This window comes from Kaistia algarum (genome assembly GCF_026343945.1).
In the GTDB taxonomy this organism is placed as follows: domain Bacteria; phylum Pseudomonadota; class Alphaproteobacteria; order Rhizobiales; family Kaistiaceae; genus Kaistia; species Kaistia algarum.
In genome coordinates this window covers 160,435-180,590 of sequence record NZ_JAPKNJ010000002.1, presented here as the reverse complement: position 1 = coordinate 180,590, position 20,156 = coordinate 160,435, and the positions used below count along the sequence as shown (strand labels likewise).

The window sequence follows — 20,156 nt, the reverse complement described above, 5'->3', positions numbered from 1 at the left end:
TCCTTTCAATCCAACGACCGGGCGACGGAGCAAGGCACCATGACGGGCAAGCAGCGGAGCAACGGGACCCCGAAGGACCCGCTTCTCATCGACCTCGCCCTTCAAGGCGGCGGCTCGCACGGCGCCTTCACCTGGGGCGTCATCGACCGCCTGCTCGAGGAAGACTGGCTAAAGATCGAGGCGATTTCGGGCACCTCGGCCGGCGCCATGAACGCCGCCGTCATGGCGGACGGCTTCGAGGCGGGCGGCGCCGATGGCGCGCGCGCGGCGCTGGACCGCTTCTGGACCGCGGTCTCGCAGGCGGCACGGTTCAGCCCGTTCCAGCGCGGCCCGCTCGATGTGCTGCTCGGCCGATGGACCCTGGATCATTCGCCGGCCTATATGGCGATCGACCTCATGTCGCGCGTCTTCTCGCCATATGATCTCAATCCATCGGGCAAGAATCCTCTGCGTTCCATCCTGGAGGAGCAGATCGATTTCGAGCGGCTGACACGCTCGCCGATCCGCCTCTTCATCACCGCGACGAATGTCCAGACCGGCCGGGGCCGGATCTTCCGCAATGCCGAGATCACGCCGGACGTGCTGCTCGCCTCCGCCTGCCTGCCGACCATGTTCCAGGCGGTCGAAATCGACGGAGAGCCCTATTGGGACGGTGGCTTCGCCGGCAACCCGACCATTACGCCGCTGGTGCGCGAGAGCGACGCGCATGATTCCATCCTGGTACAGATCAATCCGCGCGTCCGACCGGGAACACCCAAGACAGCCAGCGAAATTCTCAACCGCCTCAACGAGATATCGTTCAACGCTCCCTTGATGAAGGAGATGCGGATGATCTCGCTGCTGCGCCAGGTGGCCGATCCGGGTACCGGCGAAGGGGCGCGATGGGCGGCGATGCGCACCCACCGCATCATGAGCGAAATGATCGTCGAGCTCGGCGCCTCGTCGAAACTGAACGCCGAAGCTTCGTTCCTCGCCCTACTCAAGGAGGAGGGCCGCAGATCCGCCGACGTCTTCCTTGCCGAACATGGCGATGATCTCGGCGTCCGCTCGACTACCGATATCGACGTCCTGCTCTCGGAGTGCTGACCATGGGTCTCCTCGGCATCCTGATCGGCCTCGGTCTCCTGATCTGGCTCGCTTTTCGCGGCTGGTCGATCCTGCTGCTGGCGCCAGCCGCGGCGCTCATCGCCGCTCTCCTGTCGGGCGAGCCGTTGCTGGCGCACTGGACTCAGACCTTCATGCTGAGCGCGGCGCAGTTCATCGCGCAGTTCTTCCCGATCTTCCTGCTCGGCGCCCTGTTCGGGAAGCTGATGGAAGACAGCGGCTCGGTGACGTCGATCGCCGATTTCATGGTCGAGAAGCTCGGCGAGAAGCGCGCCATCCTCGCCGTGGTGCTCGCGGGAGCGATCGTCACCTATGGCGGCGTCAGCCTGTTCGTCGCCTTCTTCGTGCTGGCGCCGATGGCGATGGCCCTCTTTCGCGCCGCCGCGATCCCGCGCCGCCTCATGCCGGCGGCAATAGCGCTCGGCACGTCGACCTTCACCATGTCGGCGCTGCCCGGCACACCGGCGATCCAGAACGCCATTCCCATGCCATTCTTCGGCACAACGCCCTTCGCCGCGCCGGGACTTGGCATCATCGCATCGATCATCATGCTCGGCTTCGGGCTCTGGTGGCTGGCACGGGCCGAGGCGAAGGCACGGCGAGCCGGCGAAGGCTTCGGAGACGATGCCGGCGATGCGGCGGAGCTTGCCGCCGCGGACCCGGTGGTGCGCGAGCGCGCGACCACCGCGCATGAGTTCGATCCCGCCGAAATCAGCCATGGCGAGCGCAGCCCATCGAAGCCGCCGATCCTTCAGGCAGCGCTGCCGCTGGTCGTCGTCGTGCTGGTCAATGTGTTGATGAGCTTCGTGGTTCTGCCGCGGCTCGACACCAGCTTCCTTGGCCTGCCGGAATGGGGCTCGACCTCGCTGACCGCGGTCGGCGGCGTATGGTCGGTGATCGTGGCGCTGTTCGCTGCGATCCTCTCCCTGCTCGCAATCAGCGGCCGTCGCCTGCCGACCCTCAGAGCCACCATCGATGCCGGCGCCAATGCCGCCGTGCTGCCGGCTGTGAGCGTCGCCAGCCTCGTCGGCTTCGGCGCCGTGGTCGCGGCCCTACCGGCCTTCGGGCTCGTGCGCGAGTGGGTGCTGTCGATCGAGGGCGGGCCATTGGTCTCGCTGGCCATCGCAACCAACATCCTCTCCGCGCTCACTGGCTCGGCATCGGGCGGCCTGACCATCGCGCTCGATGCGCTGGGGGCGACCTATATGAAGCTCGCCGCCGAACAGGGCATAGACCCGGCCCTGCTGCACCGCGTCGCCGTCATCGGCGCCGGCACGCTCGACAGCCTGCCGCATAATGGCGCCGTGGTGACACTGCTGGCCGTCTGCGGCTCGACGCATGGCAAGAGCTATTTCGATATCGTCATGGTGGGTATCGTGGGCGCGCTCATCGCGCTGTCCGGCGTCATCGTGCTCGGATCCATGTTCGGATCGTTTTGACCAAAGCGTAGAAGGGGCGGAGACGTCGTGGAACAAGTAGCGGTACCCGGATTCCTGAGCCTGACGATCGCCATCGTCGTGTTCTTCCTCGGCTCCGGGGTCAACAAGGCCATCGACCCGCTGCGCAACTGGAATATTCCGGAGGCGGTGACCGGCGGCCTTCTGGCCGCGCTGGCGACGCTCCTGATCTACCGGGTCTTCGGCATCGCCATCAGCTTCGATCTCGGCGCGCGCGACCTGCTGCTGCTCTATTTCTTCACCGGCATCGGCCTCAATGCGCGGCTCGCCGACCTGAAGGCAGGCGGATGGCCGCTCGTCATCCTGCTCGGCCTGACGATCGCTTATCTCATCCTCCAGAACCTGATCGCCCTCGGCAGCGCCGCCCTGCTCCAATTGCCTGACGGCATGGCGCCCCTGCTTGGTTCGATCTCGTTGATCGGCGGCCATGGCACGACGATCGCCTGGGCTCCGATTCTCACCCAGCGCTTCGGCCTCGCCAATGCGATGGAAGTCGGCGTCGCCTCGGCGACGCTCGGCCTGATCGTGGCGAGCCTCGTCGGCGGCCCGGTCGCGGGACTGCTGATCAAGCGCTACAAGTTGAGCGGCAAGCCAAATGAGGCGCCGGTGGTCGGGCTCCCGCAAGGCAAGCTTCGCCCGCAGAACGACGATCTCGATCATTTCACGCTGCTGCGCACCATTCTGGTGCTCAACGTCGCCGTGCTGATCGGCTATGGCGTCGACGCTTTCCTGACGGAGATCGGCGTCCGCCTGCCGCTTTTCGTCGCCTGCCTCATGGTGGCGATCGTGCTGACCAACATCGTGCCGCGCATCCTGCCGCGTCTCGCCTGGCCGACGCGAACCCGCGCGCTGGCGCTCATCTCCGATTTGTCGCTGAACATCTTCCTCGCCATGTCGCTGATGAGCATGCAGCTCTGGACGCTGGGCGGGCTTGGGCCGGCGCTGGTCGTCGTAATCGGCCTGCAGACGCTGGCCGCCGTCCTCTATATGCTGTTCGTCGTCTTCCCGGCCATGGGACGCAACTATGATGCGGCGGTGATCTCGGCCGGCTTCAGCGGCATCAGCCTCGGCGCGACGCCCACCGCCATCGCCAACATGACGGCGGTGACGAAGACGCACGGCCCCTCCCCGGTCGCCTTCATCATCCTGCCGCTGGTTTCCGCCTTCTTCATCGACATCGTGAACGCGCTCGTCATCGGCTTCATGGTCCGCTGACCTTTGGTTCACGGCGCCTGAGACGGCACCGCTTCCTCGGGCGCCAGGACGGGCGGGAGCGCCTCGTCGGCCGGCACGGTGGCAGGCGCGGGTTGCACCGCCGGTGCCGCGGGCGGCGCAGCGACCGCCGCGAAGCCCTCGTCGATGCGCCCGATCATGTAGGGATAGAACGGGTTCGACGACATGCGCATCAACGTATCCGCGCCGATGATCAGCGCGCCGCGCTCCCCGCGCTCGGCCATGGCGCCAAGCTGGATGCCGAAATCGTCGGCGGGATCGGGGTCCGTGCCGTAGAGCCCGTCGCTGACGGGGAACGGGATCGCGATATGCGACAGGGAATAGACGTCGCTCGGATAGGTCAGTCCCAGAGGGACCGTGCGAGCCTCGGATAACCCAGCATCGGTCACGCGTTCGAAGACATTGGTGCTGCCGCCTCCCGCATCGGCAAGCACGGAGGTGCGATATCGCCTCGGCGGCGGCGTCAAGATCTCCTCCAGCGTATCGTCGGCGGCCTGCGTCAGGAGCGGGCTCACCTTGCTGCTGCGGTTCAAGTCGAACAGCACCAGTTCCGAGCCATTGGCCGGAAGCTGGTCGTAGAGCGCCGAGATGATCGCCCGCGTGCTGACCGTATGGTCGAGCACCGACTGGAACGTCAGGACCGGTGCCAGGGAGGTCAGCCGTCCGGCGCTCGCAAGCTCGGCGATTCGCCGCTGCAGCGCGTCGGACAACAGGAAGGACTGCCGCGCCGCGTTGACCGGGAAGGAGTTATATTTGAACGGGTTGAACTCCGGCAGGATGTTGAGCCACGCCGCCTTGGCGAAGGGCGGCAGCAGCGCCGGCAGACCGGCGAGACCCGCAAAGCGGGCAAAGCGCGTCACGCCGACCATGGGCGACATCAGCACGATGCGGTCCGGACGGGAGAGTTTCGGGTTCTCGATCGCGTCGAGCGCATACATGAGTGCCAGCGCGCCGCCATTCGAATAGCCGATCACGTGCAGCGGCTTGCCCGCGCCGGCGAGCCGTTCCGCCTCGCGCACGGCAAGGCGCGTCGCCGCCGTCCAGTCCTCCCAGTCGACCTGGGTGAGGCCGCCCGGAACGGTGCCATGGCCGGGCAGGCGGATGCCAACGGCGACGAAGCCGTGCCTCCGATAATCCTCCGCGATATGGCGCAGGCTATAGGGCGCGTCGGTGAGCCCATGCAGGAAGACGGCGGCGCCCTGGGGCTCTCCCTCCGGCTTCAGCACGAAGGAACGGTTCCAGTCCTGCGCGAAGCGGCCGGGATTGACCGGGCTGCCGCTGAAATAGCGGTTGCTTGGGACCTGTTGGGCCGGTTCGAGCTTTTCGGTGACCTCGCGGCGCACCCCGTCGAAGATAGCGTCCTCCGCCGCGATGTAGCCGGCCCAATCGGCCCGCTCCATGGCCGCTCTCGTCATCTCGCGCGGAATATAGCTGTGCCAGAGCTGCAGCGGCGGCCCACCCTCGATTTCATAGACCCGTGCGCCGAAGAAGGTGATGGCGACGATCGCGATCACCGCAACGATCCGTCTCACCCAACGCATGAACCAGCGACGCATCCCCCGCCCTTCCCGCTTGCGACTCGCCATCCCGATCAAGACGCGTCCGGCACCTTCGTTGCAGCCGCGGGGCCACGCAAGAGGCGGATGCCGGCATAGGCGCCGACGATCGTGAGCAAGGGGCTGGCGAAATTGAAGATGGCGTAGGGAAGGTAGCTGAAGGTCGCGACGCCCAGCGTGGCCGCCATATAGGCGCCGCAGCTGTTCCAGGGCACCAGAGCCGAACTCGGCGTTGCCGATGCGCCGACCGATCGCGACAGCACGACCGGCGCAAGGCCGCGATCCGCGAAGGGCTGCTTGAACATGCGTCCCGGCAGAACCACGGCGAGATACTGATCAGCGGTGGCGATGTTCGTCGCGAATACGGTCGCAACCAACGCGGCCACGAGACTGCCGGTTGACTTCGCCGTCTGAACGATCGGCGCGGTGAGGCGCAGAAGGATGCCAGTGCGCTCGGCGACGCCGCCAAAGGCCAGCGCCGTGATCACCAGCCAGATCGTCTCCAGCATGCTGCTCATGCCGCCGCGCGTCGAAAGTTGGTCAAGGCCGGGATCGCCCGTCGACGAGACATAGCCGCGCGCCAGCGCGAGCCAGACGCCCTTCATGAGGCCAAGCCAGACCGGAAGCTCGCCGACGGGATCGGCAAAGGCGCCCACCCGCTCCGGCGCCAGGATGACCGCGACGATGCCGCCCGCCAGCGCCCCGATGAAGATCGTCGTGAAGGGTGGCAACTTGAAGAGGGCCAGCACGATGACGATCGCGAGCGGAATGAACAGGATGGGGGAAATATGGAAGGCGCCGTCGATGATGGCGAGCTTCGGTGCGACATCGATCGCCGCGCCGCTCTGACCGAGGAACCAGAACACGCCAAGCGCAATGGCAATCGCCAGGATCGACGTAACGAACGTCTCGCCGAGATGGCGATAGAGCTCGGCCCCGGCGACGCCGGCCGCGAGATTTGCTGAATCGGAGAGCGGCGATGTCGTGTCGCCGAGATAGGCGCCCGAAATGATGGCGCCGGCCGTGATCGCCGGATCGAGGCCCATATTGGCCGAGATGCCCATGAGCCCGATGCCGATCGTGCCGGCCACGGTCCATGAACTGCCGATGCCGAAGGAAACGATGGCGCAAATGGCGACGGTGGTGACGTAGAAATAATCAGGCGAGAGAATCTGCAGCCCGTAATAGACCATGGCGGCCAGCGTACCGCTCATGGCCCAGGTGCCGATGAGCGCGCCGACGGCGAAGAGAATGAAGATCGCGCCCACGCCCGTGCTGACGCTGGCAACCGCCGCCTCGCCGAGTTCGTCCAGCGTATAGCCATGGCGCCGCGTCACCAGCACCGCCACCATGGTGGCGACGACGAGCGCCACCTGGTTCGGCCCGCTCATGCCCGCATCGCCGAACAGATAATAGGAAAGACCGACGAGCCCGACCAGGACCGCCACGGGGATGATCGCTTCGACGAAGGAGAGCGGCCGGTGGAGGGCCACCGTCTTCGCGCCGTCTTCCCGCTCCATCGGATGCCCCCAATCGATTCCCCAGCAAGCCGGACGACGCATCTTTCTTGAACCCTCCCCTTGCGGGAGGGTCGAAAACGCCAAGGCGTTTTCGGGGAGGGGCTAGCTTCGGCAAAGCCGAAGCGTGCTTGTTCTCCCCGACCAACGTGACCCCTCCCCAAAACCGCTTTGCGGTTTTGACCCTCCCTCAAGGGGAGGGTCCAAGAAGAGAGCCGGCCCTAGTAATCCACCGCGTCGCGGGCGATCGGGCACGTCATGCAGTGGCCGCCGCCGCGGCCGCGGCCGAGCTCGGCGCCGGTGATGGTGATGACCTCGATGCCCTCTTTCCGCAGCAGCGTGTTGGTGTAGGTGTTGCGGTCATAGGCATAGACGACGCCCGGCGAGGCGCAGACGAGATTGGCACCCGAATCCCACTGGGTGCGTTCGCGCATATAGGCGTTGCCGCCGGTCTCGACGACACGCATCTTCTTGAGGCCGAGCGCATCGCGGACCGTCTCGACGAAGGTGCCCTTGTCCTTGTGCAGTTCCAGCCCGCCCTTGCCGTCCGGACGGTAGGAGAAGGCCTCGATGCTATCGACGATGTCGGGATAGAGCAGCACGCAGTCGCGATCGGCGAAGGTGAAGACCGTGTCGAGGTGCATTGCGGCCCGCAGCTTCGGCATCGCCGCGACGATGACGCGCTCGGCGCCACCCTTGTCGAACAGCGCCTGCGCCACCTGGCTGATCGCCTGGCGCGAGGTGCGCTCGCTCATGCCGATGAGGACATTGCCCTTGCCGATGGGCATGACGTCGCCGCCCTCGATCGTGGCGAGTTCCCATTCATGGGTCGGATCGCCCCACCAGACATTCACCTTGCCGGCGAAATCGGGATGGTACTTGTAGATCGAGGTGGTGAGGATGGTCTCCTCGTGCCGCGCCGGCCAATAGAGCGAGTTCAGCGTCACGCCGCCATAGATCCAGCAGGTCGTGTCGCGGGTGTAGAGCGTATTGGGCAGCGGCGGCAGCAGATATTCGTTGACGCCGGCCGCATCGCGGATCATCGCGAGCATCTCGCCGCCGATCGTATCGGGGAATTCCTCGGTCGAAAGGCCGCCGATCAGCGTCTCGGCCAGATCGCGATTGGAAAGCCCTTCGAGATAGGAACGGACCTCGTCGACGAGGCCGAGCCCAATCTTGTTCGGGATGATCTGGTTATCGAGGATCCATTTCTTCGCCTCGGGGATCGCCACCGTCTCGGCGAGCAGATTGTGCATCTCCACCACCTCGATGCCGCGATCGCGCATCTTGGTCATGAAGTCGAAATGGTCGCGCTTGGCGTTTTCGACCCAGAGCACGTCGTCGAACAGCAGATCGTCGCAATTGCTGGGCGTCAGTCGCTGGTGCGCGCGCCCGGGAGCGCACACCATCACCTTGCGCAACTGGCCGACTTCGGAGTGGACGCCGAATTTCGTTTCCATCGCCATGATCCTTCTTGATTGCCTCGCGTCAGACGGTGATCGCGCCGGTCAGCAGACCAAAGGCCCCTGCCAGCCCGGCGACCAGCGTGACGCCGAAAATGATGAGCTCAGTCGGGGTGAAGAGGCGGGCGTTCTGTTCGCGCCGCGCCCAGAAATAGAGGATGGCTGTGCCGGGGACGAAGAGCACCGCGAGCAGCAGCACCTTCTCGAGGCCGGCTGCCAGAAACATGACGATCGTGTAGATGACCGCGATCCAGGCGAAGATCAGATCGCGCGTGCGTTCCCGCGGCGTCGTCTCATAGCCCTCGCCGCGCCGAGCCACCAGCACGCCATAGCCGGCGACCAGCAGATAGGGCAGCAACGCCGTCACACTGGTCATGTCGAGCATGAAGTTGAACGCGTCGCGCGAGAAATAGGTCGAGATTACGAACAGCGAGACGACGATGTTGGTCAGCCACAGCGCGTTGGCCGGCACCTTGTTGCTATTCATCGCCGCGAAGAGCTTCGGCATGTCCCTTGACTTGGCCGCGGCCGAAAGCACTTCGGCGCAGATCAGCGACCAGGCGAGATAGGCGCCGAGCACCGAGATCAGCACGCCGATCTTGATGAAAACGGCGCCCCAATGGCCCACCACGACTTCCAGGACCCCGGCAAGCGACGGGTTGCTGACGCCGGCCATCGTGGCGCGCGGCATCGTCGCGAAGGGCAGCAGCGTGATGGCCACCATCAGGCCGGTGACGCCGACAAAGCCGAGGATGGTCGCCGTCCCGACATCCGAGCGCTTCTTGGCAAAGCGCGAATAGACGCTGGCGCCTTCGATGCCGAGGAACACGAAGACGGTGATCAGCATGGTGTCGCGCACCTGCTGCACCAACGTTTTCTCCGGCATGCCGACGCCGCCGAAGAAATTCTCGGAAAACTGCGCGTAGTTGAAGAAGAAGATGAAGGCGAGGATCGCGACGAGGATCGGCACGATCTTGGCGATGGTGACGATGGTGTTGATAAAGGTCGCCTGCTCGACGCCCCGCAGGATCATGAAGTGGAACAGCCAGATGCCGATCAGCGAGACGATAATCGCGATCGCCGTGCTGCCCTCGCCGAACCATTCCGGGAAGAAGCCGCCGAGCGTCGAGCCGATCAGCACCCAGTAGAAGACGTTGCCGAGGCAGCTGCCGAGCCAATAGCCGAAGGCCGACAGGAAGCCCATATAGTCGCCGAAGCCGGCCTTGGCGTAGGCGAAGACGCCGTTGTCGATGTCGGGCCGCTTTTCGGCGAGCGCCTGGAATACCCGCGCCAACATGTACATGCCGGTGCCCGCGATCGCCCAGGCGATGATGGCGCCAAACGGACCCGTGGCCGTGCCGAACCGGCCAGGCAAATTGAAGATTCCCGCGCCGACCATCGAGCCGACGACCATAGCCGTCAAGGCACCGACAGACAGCCTCGCCTGTGACGAAGACGCCATGCTTCCTCCCGAGAAGATCTTCGCCGATTCCGGCTGTTATCTGCTTTATGACGCCTTCCGGGCAACTCGACATGAGCCCGGAATCTCACCTCTGTGCTTGATGTCTCTTTTATTCATATTGGCCGGATCGACGGCCACGGCGATTTCAACTTACCAGAAACCGCCCGCTACGGCCATATGCCCGAGTCCGGCCAGCCGCACCTGCCTCGGCACGTCGTTGGTGACGCCCCGCGACAGCTTGCGCCTTCTGTCTCGAGGCAAGGCCCGCTAGAGTTCCTCGCAGCATCGGAGCGGAGGATCGATGAAGCAGCCCCGGATAGCGATCATCGGCGCAGGCCCTTCAGGCCTGGCGGCGATCAAGACACTCGTCGAGGCAGGTTGCGACAATCTCTTCGCCGTCGAGGCACAGGCTGAGGTCGGTGGAAACTGGGTCTACCGGGACACGTCCGGCCATGCGAGCGTCTACGAGACGACGCACATCATCTCGTCCCGGCGGCTGTCGCAATATTCCGACTATCCGATGCCACGCAGCTACCCGGACTTCCCTTCGCACCGGCAGTTGCTCGACTATTTCCGCGGCTATGCGGCCGAGTTCGGGCTGGAGCGCTTTATCCGCTTCAATACCCGCCTCGAACACGCGACTCTCGAAGCGGACGGCCGCTGGCGGCTTCTACTCCTGGCGCCGGAGGGGCCGAGCGAAGAGATCGTCGACCGGCTGATCGTCTGTTCCGGCCATCACTGGAAGCCGAACTGGCCGGACTATCCGGGCACGTTCGACGGCGAGATACTGCACGCGCATGACTATCGCCGAGCCGAACCCTTTCGCGACAAGCGCGTCCTCGTCGTCGGCGGGGGCAATTCGGCCTGTGACATCGCGGTGGAAACCTCGCGCGTCTCGGCCTTCACGGCCATCAGCATGCGGCGCGGCTATCACATCGTGCCCAAGGTCGTGTTCGGCCTGCCGGTCGACATCGCCTATCGCAAGATCCGCAGGCTGCCGAAATGGCTGCGCCAGCGTGTTCTGGATCGCATGCTCAAGCTGTTGGTCGGACCCTATTCGCGCTACGGGCTGCAGGAGCCGTCGCGGCGGATCATGGAGATGCATCCCACGCTCAATTCCGAGCTGCTCTATCTGATCCGCCATGGCCGCGTGCATCCGCGCGTCGGCATCGAGCGGCTCGACGGCGAGGTCGTGCGCTTCGCCGATGGCGGCGCCGAGCCGTTTGATACCGTGATCTATGCGACCGGCTACCGCATTTCGTTCCCCTTCTTCGAGCCGGGGCTGTTCGACTGGGAGGGCGCGCTCGACGTGCCGCTCTATCTGAAGATGATGCCGGTCGGTTATCCGACGCTCGATTTCGTCGGCCTGTTCCAGCCGATCGGCTGCATCTGGCCGCTCGCCGAACTTCAGGCCCGTGTGATCGCCGCGCAGATCGCAGGCCGGCTCGACCGCCCGGCCGATATCGAACAGCGCATCGCGGCGGAACAGGCGGCGCCGCATTGGAATTTCGAACGGACGCCGCGCCACGCGATCGAGGTCGATACCTATGACCTCGGCGACGCACTGCGCCGCGAACTCGGCCGCGCCAAGGCAGCCTAGACGGGAGCCTTCACAATCGGGCGCGGCGCGCTTCCCGCCGGCTGGCGGAGGTCCGGAAAGACCTCGCGCAAATAGGCGATCGTGTCACGAACCGTCTCGGCGAGCGGCCGCCAACGGGCCCCAACGAGCTTGGCCGCCTTGCCCCGGTCGATCGCTCGGCTCTCGCCGATGTCATAGCGAAGATACCGGAGCATCGAGAAGGAATCGGCGATCTTTCGCGCGAGTTCATCATGCAGCAGGCGGGGGGCAGGCAACGTGTCCAGTCCGGATTCGGCGCGGATCATCTCGATGAGATCGATGAGCCACACCTGTTCGGAAACGCAGAAGATCCGCTCGCCGATCGAGGCTGGAGCCGCCAGCGCGTCGACATGCAGCCGCGCGACGTCGCGCACATCCGCCACTGGCAACAGGACGCGCGGGCTGATGGTCGCCCTCCCAGCCAGCGCCTCATGAAACACGTTCAGCGAGGCTGAGACAGAGCCGGTGAGGCCCGGCCCGAGCAGCACACCTGGATTGACTACCGTCAAGTCGAGCGCCAATTCCGTCGCGCAGCGCCAAGATTCCCGCTCCGCCTCGGTCTTGGCGATGGCATAGGCCGTCATCGGCTCCGTCTCCGGCGCCGACCAATCGGTTTCCTGAAGCAATCCGGGCGACCCATGCCCGGGGCCATAGACCGCGGCCATGATCGAGGAGGTCGAGACGATACGGCGGACGCCAGCCGTCGCAGCTGATTCCAGAATTCGCCGCGTGCCCTCGCGTGCCGCCCTCAGCATGGAAGGCGACGCCTCGGGAAGGTGAAGCGGGATCGGCGCCGCGACATGGATCAGCGCCTCGCGACCTGCCAGGAGGCCGGCCAGGTCTTCCTCGGCGAGCAGATCGAGCGTGACCATGTCGAACCGCCGGCGGTCGACACCAGCCGCCACGAGACGGTCCCGGATGTCACGCGGATCTTCGCCCGGCCCCGAAGTGCCTAGCACCTCATGGCCGCGCTCGACCAATATAGCGGCGATCCACCCCCCGAGATGACCGCTGGCCCCCGTGACGATGACACGCGCAGGGAACATCGCAACGGAGGATAGCGTCATACGTTCAGGCCCAGCCTCTATCTTGCGAAGGTCAGCGCTTCAGCGCCTTCATGATCGCATCGTACATCTGCTGCTGGACATCGTTGTTCTTGTCCAGCGTGAAATGCGTGACATCGGGCTTGGTCAGGTTTTTGTGCTCCCAGGTATTGTAGTTCAGGAGCCGGCTCGGGGGCAGACCCGACGGGTTGAGAGCAACGCCCAAGCCGTTGTTGGCCTGATAGATATTGAGATAGCGCCGGACGGTAGGCGTTACAGGTTGCGACACGGTCGGGTCGATCGTCAGCACGAGATTGACCGAAATACCCTTCTCGCCAAGCTCACGCGCCAGCACGAGCGCCGCATTGGCGCCGAGCGAATGGCCGACGAGGACGATCGGATATTGGCCTTTCGGATTGCGCGCCGACTCGGCGACGATCTCGTTGACGACACTCGCCCAGCCCGTATGACCGAGCAGCTTGGTCTTGACGCCCTTCGCCTTCAGTTTCTCGTTCAGCTCGTCCATGCCGAGCGAGAACACACCCATGAAGCCGCGGAACAAATAGACATTGGCGGCGCCGGTTGGCTTCAAGTCCGGATTGGCCGGCGCGACCTTCGGCTTGGCCTTCGCTGCGGACCGGTTTTGCTTCTTGACCGGCGCTTCCGCTGAGCTGGTTTTCGTCAGAGGCTTGGCGGCAACAGCTGGAGAAGGATCGTCGACGGCTGCAGCCGAGACAGGTCCGACCGCCAACGTTCCCGCAAGCATGGCGATGAGAAATAGAACACAGCCCCGCGCTCCGATTCTCACGGCATCCTCCGCTTCCGTTTCGAATGATCCGAACTATAGGTGAAGGGCCAAACAGCGTGCAAGTGACACAAATTACACATCCCGCCCTGGAAACATGCCATGCAGCCCTCGACCGACATCCAACGCCTCATCGAGATCATGGTTGCGCTCCGCGATCCAGCGACGGGCTGCCCATGGGACATTGTCCAGAACTTCGCCTCGATCGCTCCGTACACGATTGAGGAGGCCTACGAGGTTGCCGATGCGATCGAGCGCGGCGACATGCTGGATCTGGAAGAGGAACTGGGCGATCTGCTGCTGCAGGTCGTCTATCATGCCCAGATGGCGGCCGAGGCCGGCGCCTTCGCCTTTGGTGACGTGGTCATGGCGATCACATCGAAGATGATCCGCCGTCACCCGCATGTCTTCGGCAGCGAGGAAGCACGGAGCGCTGGCTCGGCCAAAGGCTTCTGGGAGAAGATCAAGGCCGAGGAGAAGCGTCTGCGCGCGGAGCGGCGCGGCGCATCCAGCGAATTGGCATCAGCGTCCAGCCTGCTGGATGACATACCGGCGGGCATGACGGCGCTTGCCCGCGCGGTGAAGCTTCAGAAGAAGGCTGGCACGGTCGGGTTCGACTGGAACGATCCGCGTGCCGTGCTCGCCAAGATCCGCGAGGAGATCGCCGAGATCGAGGAAGAACTCGACGCGGAAACCCGGTCACCCGATCGGATTCAGGACGAGATCGGCGACCTGCTTTTCGCCGTCGCTAATCTCGCACGACATGTCGACGTTGATCCGGACGCGGCGCTGCGCGGCACAAACGAAAAGTTCAAGCGGCGTTTCCGACACATCGAAACGAGCCTCGCCACGCGAGGGACGCCGCTCGGATCAGCGTCGCTGGATGAGATGGAAGCGCTCTGGGTGGAGGCGAAGGGCAAGGCCGCCGCTTCGGGATCGTCATGAAAATGGTGGGCGGTACTGGGATTGAACCAGTGACCCTTCGCGTGTGAAGCGAATGCTCTCCCGCTGAGCTAACCGCCCTCGACCCATCGTTCGGGTCGCCGCATATAGAATCCGGCGTGAAGCGAAGTCAAGGCGGGGGATCAGGCGATCCTCCGCTCATTGGTGATCGACGCGATATTGCACCCGGCGCCGCGCGCGCTATACATACTGCAAAGGGCATCCAAAGCGCTTTGGACGGAGTTCACGCGCAGCAGCCATCGCTGCCTTTAACCGGCACCGGCCACCTCCTGGGAGGCCGAATCAAAACAATCCACAACCGCAAGGGAGGAAGTCTCCATGACCATCCGCGTCGTCGTCTGGGGCGAGAACGTCCACGAGCAGGAGAACGAGACAGTCCGCGCCATTTATCCGGAAGGCATGCACACGACGATCGCCAAGGCGCTCGCCGAGGACCCGGTGCTGAAGTCCTCGACCGCGACGCTGCAGGAGCCGGAGCACGGCCTTTCTGAGGCGCGCCTTGCCGAGACCGACGTGCTGGTGTGGTGGGGCCACAAGGCGCATGGCGAGGTTTCCGATGCCATTGTCGAACGCGTCGCCAACCGCGTCTGGGAAGGCATGGGCCTCATTGTCCTGCATTCCGGCCATTTCTCGAAGATCTTCAGGAAGCTGATGGGCACGCCCTGTTCGCTGAAGTGGCGCGAGGCCGGCGAGAAGGAGCGCGTATGGGTCATCAATCGCAACCATCCGATCGCGCAGGGTCTCTCGGACTATTTCGAGATCGAGCAGACCGAAATGTATGGCGAACCCTTCACGGTTCCCGAGCCACAGGAGACGGTGTTCGTCACCTGGTATGAGGGCGGTGAAGTTTTCCGTTCGGGCCTCACCTGGACGCGCGGCGGCGGCAAGGTCTTCTACTTCTCGCCCGGCCACGAGACATACCCGATCTACTACAACCCGGACGTCAAGCGCGTCCTCCAGAACGCGGTGAAATGGGCCTACAACCCGGCTCCGGCTTGGGCCGGCATCGCCAAGGCGCCGAACACCCCGGCCGACAAGGCGCCGAATGGCCCGCTGACGATCAAGGGCGGCACGCTGCACAAGCCCGGCGAGGCCGGCTTCCGCTGAGGCGGAGAACAGAGCCGCCGATCTCGGTGGAGCTATCCCGCCTCTCGGCCATTGATCCGCCGTCATCCCGGGCGAAGACCTGGGATGACGCGAACGGGCGGCGAGACAGTTTCCGGGCCGCGAAGCCGCGCCGGCCATTCGAAGCACCCCCTGGGCGGGGAAACCCGACACAGGACCGAGGCACCCGGACCTCCTGCTCCTACCCCTCCAAGAGCGAACCCCATCATGGTCAAGATTCTCATTCTCGGCACCGGCAGCATGGCCGTGAACCATGCCGAATCCTTCCGCGCCGCGAAGAACAGCGAAGTCGTCGCGGCCATCGAGACCGACGCTGCGCGTCGCGAGGTGTTCGGCAAGCAGTTCGGCATCACCAACCTCTTTGCCGATCTCGAATCGGCGATCGCCTGGGGCGGATTTGATGCCGTCGCCAATGTGACGCCGGATGCCGTGCATTATCCCACGACGATGCGCCTGCTCGAGGCCGGCAAGCACGTCTTCTGCGAGAAGCCGCTGGCGACCAATTATCCCCTCGCCCTTGAGATGGCCGAAACGGCCGAGGCGAAGGGCGTCATCAACATGGTGAACTTTACCTATCGCAACTCGCCGGCACTGCAGAAGGCGCGCGAACTGGTGGCTGCCGGCGCGATCGGAGAGATCCGCCATTTCGAGGCGTCCTATCTGCAGAGCTGGCTGGTCGGCAAGCAGTGGGGCGACTGGCGGACCGAATCGCGCTGGCTCTGGCGCCTGTCCGAGCAGCACGGCTCGAAGGGCGTGCTTGGCGATGTCGGCGTCCACATCGTCGATTTCGCGACCTTCGCCGCTGACAGCGCCGTCGCCAATGTCGACAGCCGCCTAAAGACATTCCACAAGGCCGAGGGCGACAAGATCGGCGACTATCCGCTCGACGCCAATGACAGCGTCGTCATGACGGCCGAACTCGCCAACGGCGCGCTCGGCACGATCACCGCGACCCGCTTCGCCACCGGCCATGCGAACGACCTGACGCTGCGCCTGTTTGGCACGGCGGGCGCACTCGACGTGAAGACCGACGGCAAGGCCTCGTCGCTCAAGATATGCTCCGGCCCCGACATCGACACCCAGGTCTGGAAGGATGTCGTCTGCCCGCCGGTTCCGACCACCTATGAGCGTTTCGTCATCGCCTGCAACACCGGCGTCAATGGCGATCCGACCTTCCGCCGCGCCGCCGAGGTGCAGCGCATTTTGGATCTATGCTTCGCCCAGGACGCCGCCCGCGCCCTGAACGCCGCGGCTCCCGCCGTCGCCAGTTGACCGAACGGTCCGGTTTCGACCGGACTGTTTCCACCGATCGCAGCCTGTGGCCGATCGGCAACGACCCTGACGCTACGAAGCGCCGATGCGGCCGAATGCCGCGTCGGCGTCTTGCCGTCTGCGCCCCGCTAGGGTAGAAGACCGCTTCGCTCAACGTCCAACAAGGGAGGACTGCATGGCATCGATGAGTATGGCTGCCGCATCAGGCTTCCCGGCTACGGCTGAGGCCGGGCGCTAGTTTGGACGACCGGCGCCCGCCCCGGCATATCGCCGCGGCGTAGCTGCCCTCCCTCCCCGCTTTTCATCTTCGCAGCGTGACGACACGCCCTTTGGGCTTCCGTCCGCCGATCGTCATTCCTTTTGAGGCCGGAGCCGCGCCCTGCGCGTCCGGGATATCATCATGGTTCGTCTTCTTCCTTCGCGGCGGCAGGGCCGCTGGCTCTCCGGCCCGTTTCCGACGGTCCTCGGCTTCACCTTCCACCGCTGGCGGGAGGAGAAGGCGGCCGCGCTGTTCACGGCGTCGGCCATGCTTCTGGAAACGGGCGCGCATGTCCTGCTGCCCCTCTTCGCCGGCCGCATCGTCGATGCGCTCGCTTCCGGCACGCCGAACCGCGACGCGGCCATGGCCTCGGCCACGAATGCCTTCCTCGTCGTGATGGCGCTCAGCATCGGCATGGTCGTGGCTCGCCACCTGGCCTTTATGGGCATCATCCGCCTGACGCTGGGCATCATGTCGAGCGTGGCGCAGGACGCCTTCTTCCGAGTCCAGCGCTTCTCGACCAACTGGCAAGCCAACAACTTCGCCGGCTCAACAGTGCGCAAGATCACGCGCGGCATGTGGGCGCTGGACCAGTTGAACGACACGCTCCTGCTGGCGCTGCTGCCCTCGCTGGTCGTGCTCGTCGGCACGGCGGTGCTGCTCGGTCTCTACTGGCCGGCAATGGGCCTGATCGTCGCGGTAGGAACGGTGATCTACCTTGCCGTCACCATCACGCTGTCGCTCGTCTATGTCGCGCCGGCGGCAAGCCTCGCCAACAAATGGGACACCAAGCTCGGCGGCGTGCTCGCCGACGCTGTAAGCTGCAATTCCGTGGTCAAGGCCTTCGGGGCCGAGGCGCGCGAGGATGCGCGGCTGGGCGGCGTCCTCGCCAAGTGGCGCAGCCGGACGAGCCGCACCTGGGTGCGCGGCACCAACAACGGCACGGCGCAGAACGCGATGGTCGTCATCCTGCGCGGGGCCGTCATCGGCCTCGTCCTTTGGCTGTGGTGGAACGGCCGGGCGACGCCGGGCGATGTCACCTTCGTGCTGACCTCGTTCTTCGTGCTCGAAGGCTATCTGCTTGATGTCGGCATGCATGTCCGCAACCTTCAGCGCGCGGTGAACGACATGGAGGAACTGGTGGCGCTGGAAATGCTTCCGCTCGGCGTCGAAGATCGGCCCGGCGCCACACCGATGCGCATTGGCGCTGGCGAGATCCGCTTCGAGAACGTGACGTTCCACTATGCGGGTCACGTCACGCCGCTCTATGAGGACTTCAACGTAACCATCTCGGCCGGCGAGAAAATCGGCCTTGTTGGCTACTCCGGATCGGGCAAGACGACCTTCGTCAAGCTGATCCAGCGGCTCTATGACGTCAACAAGGGCCGCATCGTGATTGACGGGCAGGACATCGCCCATGTCACGCAGTCCTCGCTGCGGGCCGAGATAGCGATCGTGCAACAGGAGCCGATCCTGTTTCATCGCTCGATCAGCGAGAACATCGCCTATGCGCGCCCCAGCGCGTCCATGGCGGAAATCGTCGCGGCGGCGAAACTCGCCAATGCGCATGATTTCATCGAACGGCTGCCGAAGGGCTATCAGACGCTGGTCGGTGAACGCGGCGTCAAGCTCTCGGGCGGCGAGCGCCAGCGCGTCGCATTGGCACGCGCCTTCCTAGCCGATGCGCCGGTGCTGATCCTCGACGAGGCCACGTCCAGCCTCGATTCGGAATCGGAAGCGCTGATCCAGGAAGCGATGGAAAGGCTGATGGAGGGGCGGACTGCGATCGTCATCGCACATCGCCTCTCGACGGTTCGCTCGATGGACCGTTTGCTGGTTTTCGATCGCGGCACAATCGCAGAGGAAGGCACGCATGGCGCGCTGGTCCAGCGGGAGGATGGTATCTACCGCCGCCTGTTCGAACGCCAGGCCCAGGAACTCGCCAAGGGCCTCGACGTCGCGGCGTAAAGCAATGTAAGCGGGCGGCGTTAAGCCGCCCGCTCGCCAGATCAGTTCATGTAGCGGATCTTGCCACTGCTGGTGACTATGCAGTTGATCTCGGCGCCCTGGATCTGGAGATTGACCTGATAGCCGGAGCCCTGCTTGGAGACCTTGCGGACCTGCACATTGCCCTGCAGGTCGCCATGCTGCTTAGCGGCCGCCGTGATGCAGGTTTGCCGGGCCGAGCTGGAGCTGACGGCTTCCGCCGGAACGACGGTGAAAGGAACGGCGATGGCGAGCATCGCGCCAAGGGCCAGTATCTTCTTCATATTGGATCCTCCATCGCTTCGGCGCACCGCGCCGACTGATGGGCAAACGACTCAAGATCGAATGCGTTCCCGTGGATTTGGCTCTTCCGGCTAGCCGGTCCTGCTCTCGAAGAATTCACGAATCCGCTCCATCGCGCGCCGGTGATGCATGGCGAGGATTTCGACGGCTTCCGCCTCATCGCCGCGCATGCAGGCGGCGAGCAAGCTGCGATGCTCAGCCTGCCCCATATCGCCGGACGCGGCGAGATGGAAGCGCAGATGCCGGTCGGCTGCGGCCAGGTGCTGCTCGGTCAGCGCGATCAGGCGTGGCAGGCCCGCCTGGGCATAGAGCGTCATGTGGAAGCGGCGATTGAGTTCGCCCATGCGCCCGACATCGCCCTCGCCGTCGATCTCCTGCAGGATTTCCTCGGCGATTTCGAAATCCGCCTCGGTGAGATGCGGCAGCGACAGCCGTAGCGCCTGCGGCTCGAGCGCGCTGCGGATGGCGTAGTTGTCGAGCGATTCCAGCAAAGTGATACCAACGACGACCGCGCCCTTGTGCGGCTCGAAATCGACCAGCGCCTGCGCCTCCAATTGGCGCAACGCCTCCCGGATCGGCATGCGGCTCATCTGAAAAGCGGCCGCCAGTTCCTCCTGCCGCAAGGGCGTTCCCGGCGCGAGCGTCCCCGAGAGGATGGCCGCCTTCAGCGTTGCCTCGACATATTCCGTCGCGGTCCGGTATCGCGGCGCTCCGACGGACCGGACCAGTTGGGCCAGGGTGTCCGTCAACGCGGTGCCTCCCCAACTTCCGTCATCCCGGCGAAAGCCGGGATCCTTGCAGCCGAGGCACCACACCAATTTCCGCTCCGGCTGGATGGCTCCCGGGTCTGAGCTGGCGCGCCGCCTTGGATGACGGCGGGGCTTGGGCTGGGGCTGGGGCCGGGGTCTGCGGCATGGGCAGCGGAATAGCAGTCATGGATTTGGCTTCCCTCCCCACGATGCCGTGCATCCCTTCCAACGAACAAGACCA

At 64.8% G+C, this 20,156-nt stretch carries 16 protein-coding genes and 1 tRNA gene; 8 read left to right on the top strand and 9 right to left on the bottom strand.

The window, feature by feature from the left end:
* Positions 1-39 precede the first annotated feature (39 nt).
* Genes OSH05_RS14190 through gltS form a run of 3 tightly spaced genes read left to right on the top strand, consistent with a single transcriptional unit; the run spans position 40 to position 3,776 of the window.
* The gene (locus tag OSH05_RS14190; RefSeq protein ID WP_104219907.1) at positions 40-1,086 is read left to right on the top strand and encodes a patatin-like phospholipase family protein; all 1,047 of its coding nucleotides are present in this window, start codon (positions 40-42) and stop codon (positions 1,084-1,086) included.
* A gap of 2 nt (positions 1,087-1,088) precedes the next feature.
* Positions 1,089-2,543, top strand: a complete 1,455-nt coding sequence (locus tag OSH05_RS14185) for a GntP family permease (protein WP_104219908.1) — start codon at positions 1,089-1,091, stop codon at positions 2,541-2,543.
* Between the two features lie 27 nt (positions 2,544-2,570).
* Positions 2,571-3,776 (top strand): sodium/glutamate symporter, encoded by a 1,206-nt coding sequence (gene gltS, locus OSH05_RS14180; protein WP_104219909.1) that lies wholly within the window; start codon positions 2,571-2,573, stop codon positions 3,774-3,776.
* 8 nt (positions 3,777-3,784) lie between these two features.
* On the opposite strand, the gene OSH05_RS14175 is transcribed toward gltS, so the two are convergent.
* From OSH05_RS14175 to OSH05_RS14160, 4 genes are all read right to left on the bottom strand, one after another.
* Entirely contained in the window at positions 3,785-5,350 is a 1,566-nt protein-coding gene (locus OSH05_RS14175; RefSeq protein ID WP_104219910.1) for an alpha/beta hydrolase, read from the bottom strand.
* Positions 5,351-5,385: 35 nt separating this feature from the next.
* Positions 5,386-6,870, bottom strand: a complete 1,485-nt coding sequence (locus tag OSH05_RS14170; RefSeq protein WP_104219911.1) for a Na+/H+ antiporter NhaC family protein — start codon at positions 6,868-6,870, stop codon at positions 5,386-5,388.
* A gap of 218 nt (positions 6,871-7,088) precedes the next feature.
* The gene (arcA, locus tag OSH05_RS14165) at positions 7,089-8,327 is read right to left on the bottom strand and encodes an arginine deiminase (protein ID WP_104219912.1); all 1,239 of its coding nucleotides are present in this window, start codon (positions 8,325-8,327) and stop codon (positions 7,089-7,091) included.
* Positions 8,328-8,355: 28 nt separating this feature from the next.
* On the bottom strand, positions 8,356-9,792 hold the full coding sequence (locus OSH05_RS14160) for a basic amino acid/polyamine antiporter (protein ID WP_104219913.1): 1,437 nt from the start codon (positions 9,790-9,792) through the stop codon (positions 8,356-8,358).
* Between the two features lie 301 nt (positions 9,793-10,093).
* Between OSH05_RS14160 and OSH05_RS14155 the strand changes: the two genes are divergently transcribed.
* Positions 10,094-11,392, top strand: coding sequence for a flavin-containing monooxygenase (locus OSH05_RS14155; protein ID WP_104219914.1), 1,299 nt, complete (start codon positions 10,094-10,096; stop codon positions 11,390-11,392).
* On the opposite strand, the gene OSH05_RS14150 is transcribed toward OSH05_RS14155, so the two are convergent.
* Together OSH05_RS14150 and OSH05_RS14145 are read right to left on the bottom strand one after the other, a co-directional pair.
* Positions 11,389-12,477: an NAD-dependent epimerase/dehydratase family protein gene (locus OSH05_RS14150; RefSeq protein WP_104219915.1), complete on the bottom strand. Its 1,089-nt coding sequence runs from the start codon at positions 12,475-12,477 to the stop codon at positions 11,389-11,391. The genes OSH05_RS14155 and OSH05_RS14150 overlap by 4 nt on opposite strands.
* A 31-nt stretch (positions 12,478-12,508) precedes the next feature.
* On the bottom strand, positions 12,509-13,261 hold the full coding sequence (locus OSH05_RS14145; RefSeq protein ID WP_133163125.1) for a thioesterase domain-containing protein: 753 nt from the start codon (positions 13,259-13,261) through the stop codon (positions 12,509-12,511).
* Positions 13,262-13,360: 99 nt separating this feature from the next.
* On the opposite strand from OSH05_RS14145, the gene mazG reads away from it, so the two are divergent.
* The gene (gene mazG / locus OSH05_RS14140) at positions 13,361-14,203 is read left to right on the top strand and encodes a nucleoside triphosphate pyrophosphohydrolase (protein WP_104219917.1); all 843 of its coding nucleotides are present in this window, start codon (positions 13,361-13,363) and stop codon (positions 14,201-14,203) included.
* Between the two features lie 3 nt (positions 14,204-14,206).
* Here the strand turns inward: mazG and OSH05_RS14135 are convergent.
* Positions 14,207-14,281 (bottom strand) — tRNA-Val (locus OSH05_RS14135).
* A 258-nt stretch (positions 14,282-14,539) separates the two neighbouring features.
* Here OSH05_RS14135 and OSH05_RS14130 point away from each other — a divergent pair.
* From OSH05_RS14130 to OSH05_RS14120, 3 genes are all read left to right on the top strand, one after another.
* Positions 14,540-15,328: a ThuA domain-containing protein gene (locus OSH05_RS14130; protein ID WP_104219918.1), complete on the top strand. Its 789-nt coding sequence runs from the start codon at positions 14,540-14,542 to the stop codon at positions 15,326-15,328.
* 225 nt (positions 15,329-15,553) lie between these two features.
* Positions 15,554-16,618 carry a Gfo/Idh/MocA family protein gene (locus tag OSH05_RS14125; protein WP_104219919.1) on the top strand — a complete coding sequence of 355 codons (1,065 nt, stop codon included), beginning with the start codon at positions 15,554-15,556 and terminating at the stop codon, positions 16,616-16,618.
* A 400-nt stretch (positions 16,619-17,018) separates the two neighbouring features.
* Positions 17,019-18,845 carry an ABC transporter ATP-binding protein gene (locus tag OSH05_RS14120; protein WP_104219920.1) on the top strand — a complete coding sequence of 609 codons (1,827 nt, stop codon included), beginning with the start codon at positions 17,019-17,021 and terminating at the stop codon, positions 18,843-18,845.
* 41 nt (positions 18,846-18,886) lie between these two features.
* Here OSH05_RS14120 and OSH05_RS14115 read toward each other — a convergent pair whose 3' ends face one another.
* Positions 18,887-19,147, bottom strand: coding sequence for a hypothetical protein (locus OSH05_RS14115; protein ID WP_104219921.1), 261 nt, complete (start codon positions 19,145-19,147; stop codon positions 18,887-18,889).
* 90 nt (positions 19,148-19,237) lie between these two features.
* Positions 19,238-19,915 carry a GntR family transcriptional regulator gene (locus OSH05_RS14110; protein ID WP_104219922.1) on the bottom strand — a complete coding sequence of 226 codons (678 nt, stop codon included), beginning with the start codon at positions 19,913-19,915 and terminating at the stop codon, positions 19,238-19,240.
* Positions 19,916-20,156: the final 241 nt, after the last annotated feature.

Bases quoted from the DNA above. Each gene is read 5' to 3' on its own strand.
- OSH05_RS14175 (WP_104219910.1), bottom strand. From the start codon at position 5,350: ATGCGTCGCTGGTTCATGCGTTGGGTGAGACGGATCGTTGCGGTGATC.
- OSH05_RS14185 (WP_104219908.1), top strand. From the start codon at position 1,089: ATGGGTCTCCTCGGCATCCTGATCGGCCTCGGTCTCCTGATCTGGCTC.
- arcA (WP_104219912.1), bottom strand. From the start codon at position 8,327: ATGGAAACGAAATTCGGCGTCCACTCCGAAGTCGGCCAGTTGCGCAAG.
- OSH05_RS14155 (WP_104219914.1), top strand. From the start codon at position 10,094: ATGAAGCAGCCCCGGATAGCGATCATCGGCGCAGGCCCTTCAGGCCTG.
- OSH05_RS14150 (WP_104219915.1), bottom strand. From the start codon at position 12,477: ATGACGCTATCCTCCGTTGCGATGTTCCCTGCGCGTGTCATCGTCACG.
- OSH05_RS14190 (WP_104219907.1), top strand. From the start codon at position 40: ATGACGGGCAAGCAGCGGAGCAACGGGACCCCGAAGGACCCGCTTCTC.
- OSH05_RS14160 (WP_104219913.1), bottom strand. From the start codon at position 9,792: ATGGCGTCTTCGTCACAGGCGAGGCTGTCTGTCGGTGCCTTGACGGCT.
- OSH05_RS14170 (WP_104219911.1), bottom strand. From the start codon at position 6,870: ATGGAGCGGGAAGACGGCGCGAAGACGGTGGCCCTCCACCGGCCGCTC.
- OSH05_RS14125 (WP_104219919.1), top strand. From the start codon at position 15,554: ATGGTCAAGATTCTCATTCTCGGCACCGGCAGCATGGCCGTGAACCAT.
- OSH05_RS14115 (WP_104219921.1), bottom strand. From the start codon at position 19,147: ATGAAGAAGATACTGGCCCTTGGCGCGATGCTCGCCATCGCCGTTCCT.
- OSH05_RS14120 (WP_104219920.1), top strand. From the start codon at position 17,019: ATGGTTCGTCTTCTTCCTTCGCGGCGGCAGGGCCGCTGGCTCTCCGGC.
- mazG (WP_104219917.1), top strand. From the start codon at position 13,361: ATGCAGCCCTCGACCGACATCCAACGCCTCATCGAGATCATGGTTGCG.
- OSH05_RS14130 (WP_104219918.1), top strand. From the start codon at position 14,540: ATGACCATCCGCGTCGTCGTCTGGGGCGAGAACGTCCACGAGCAGGAG.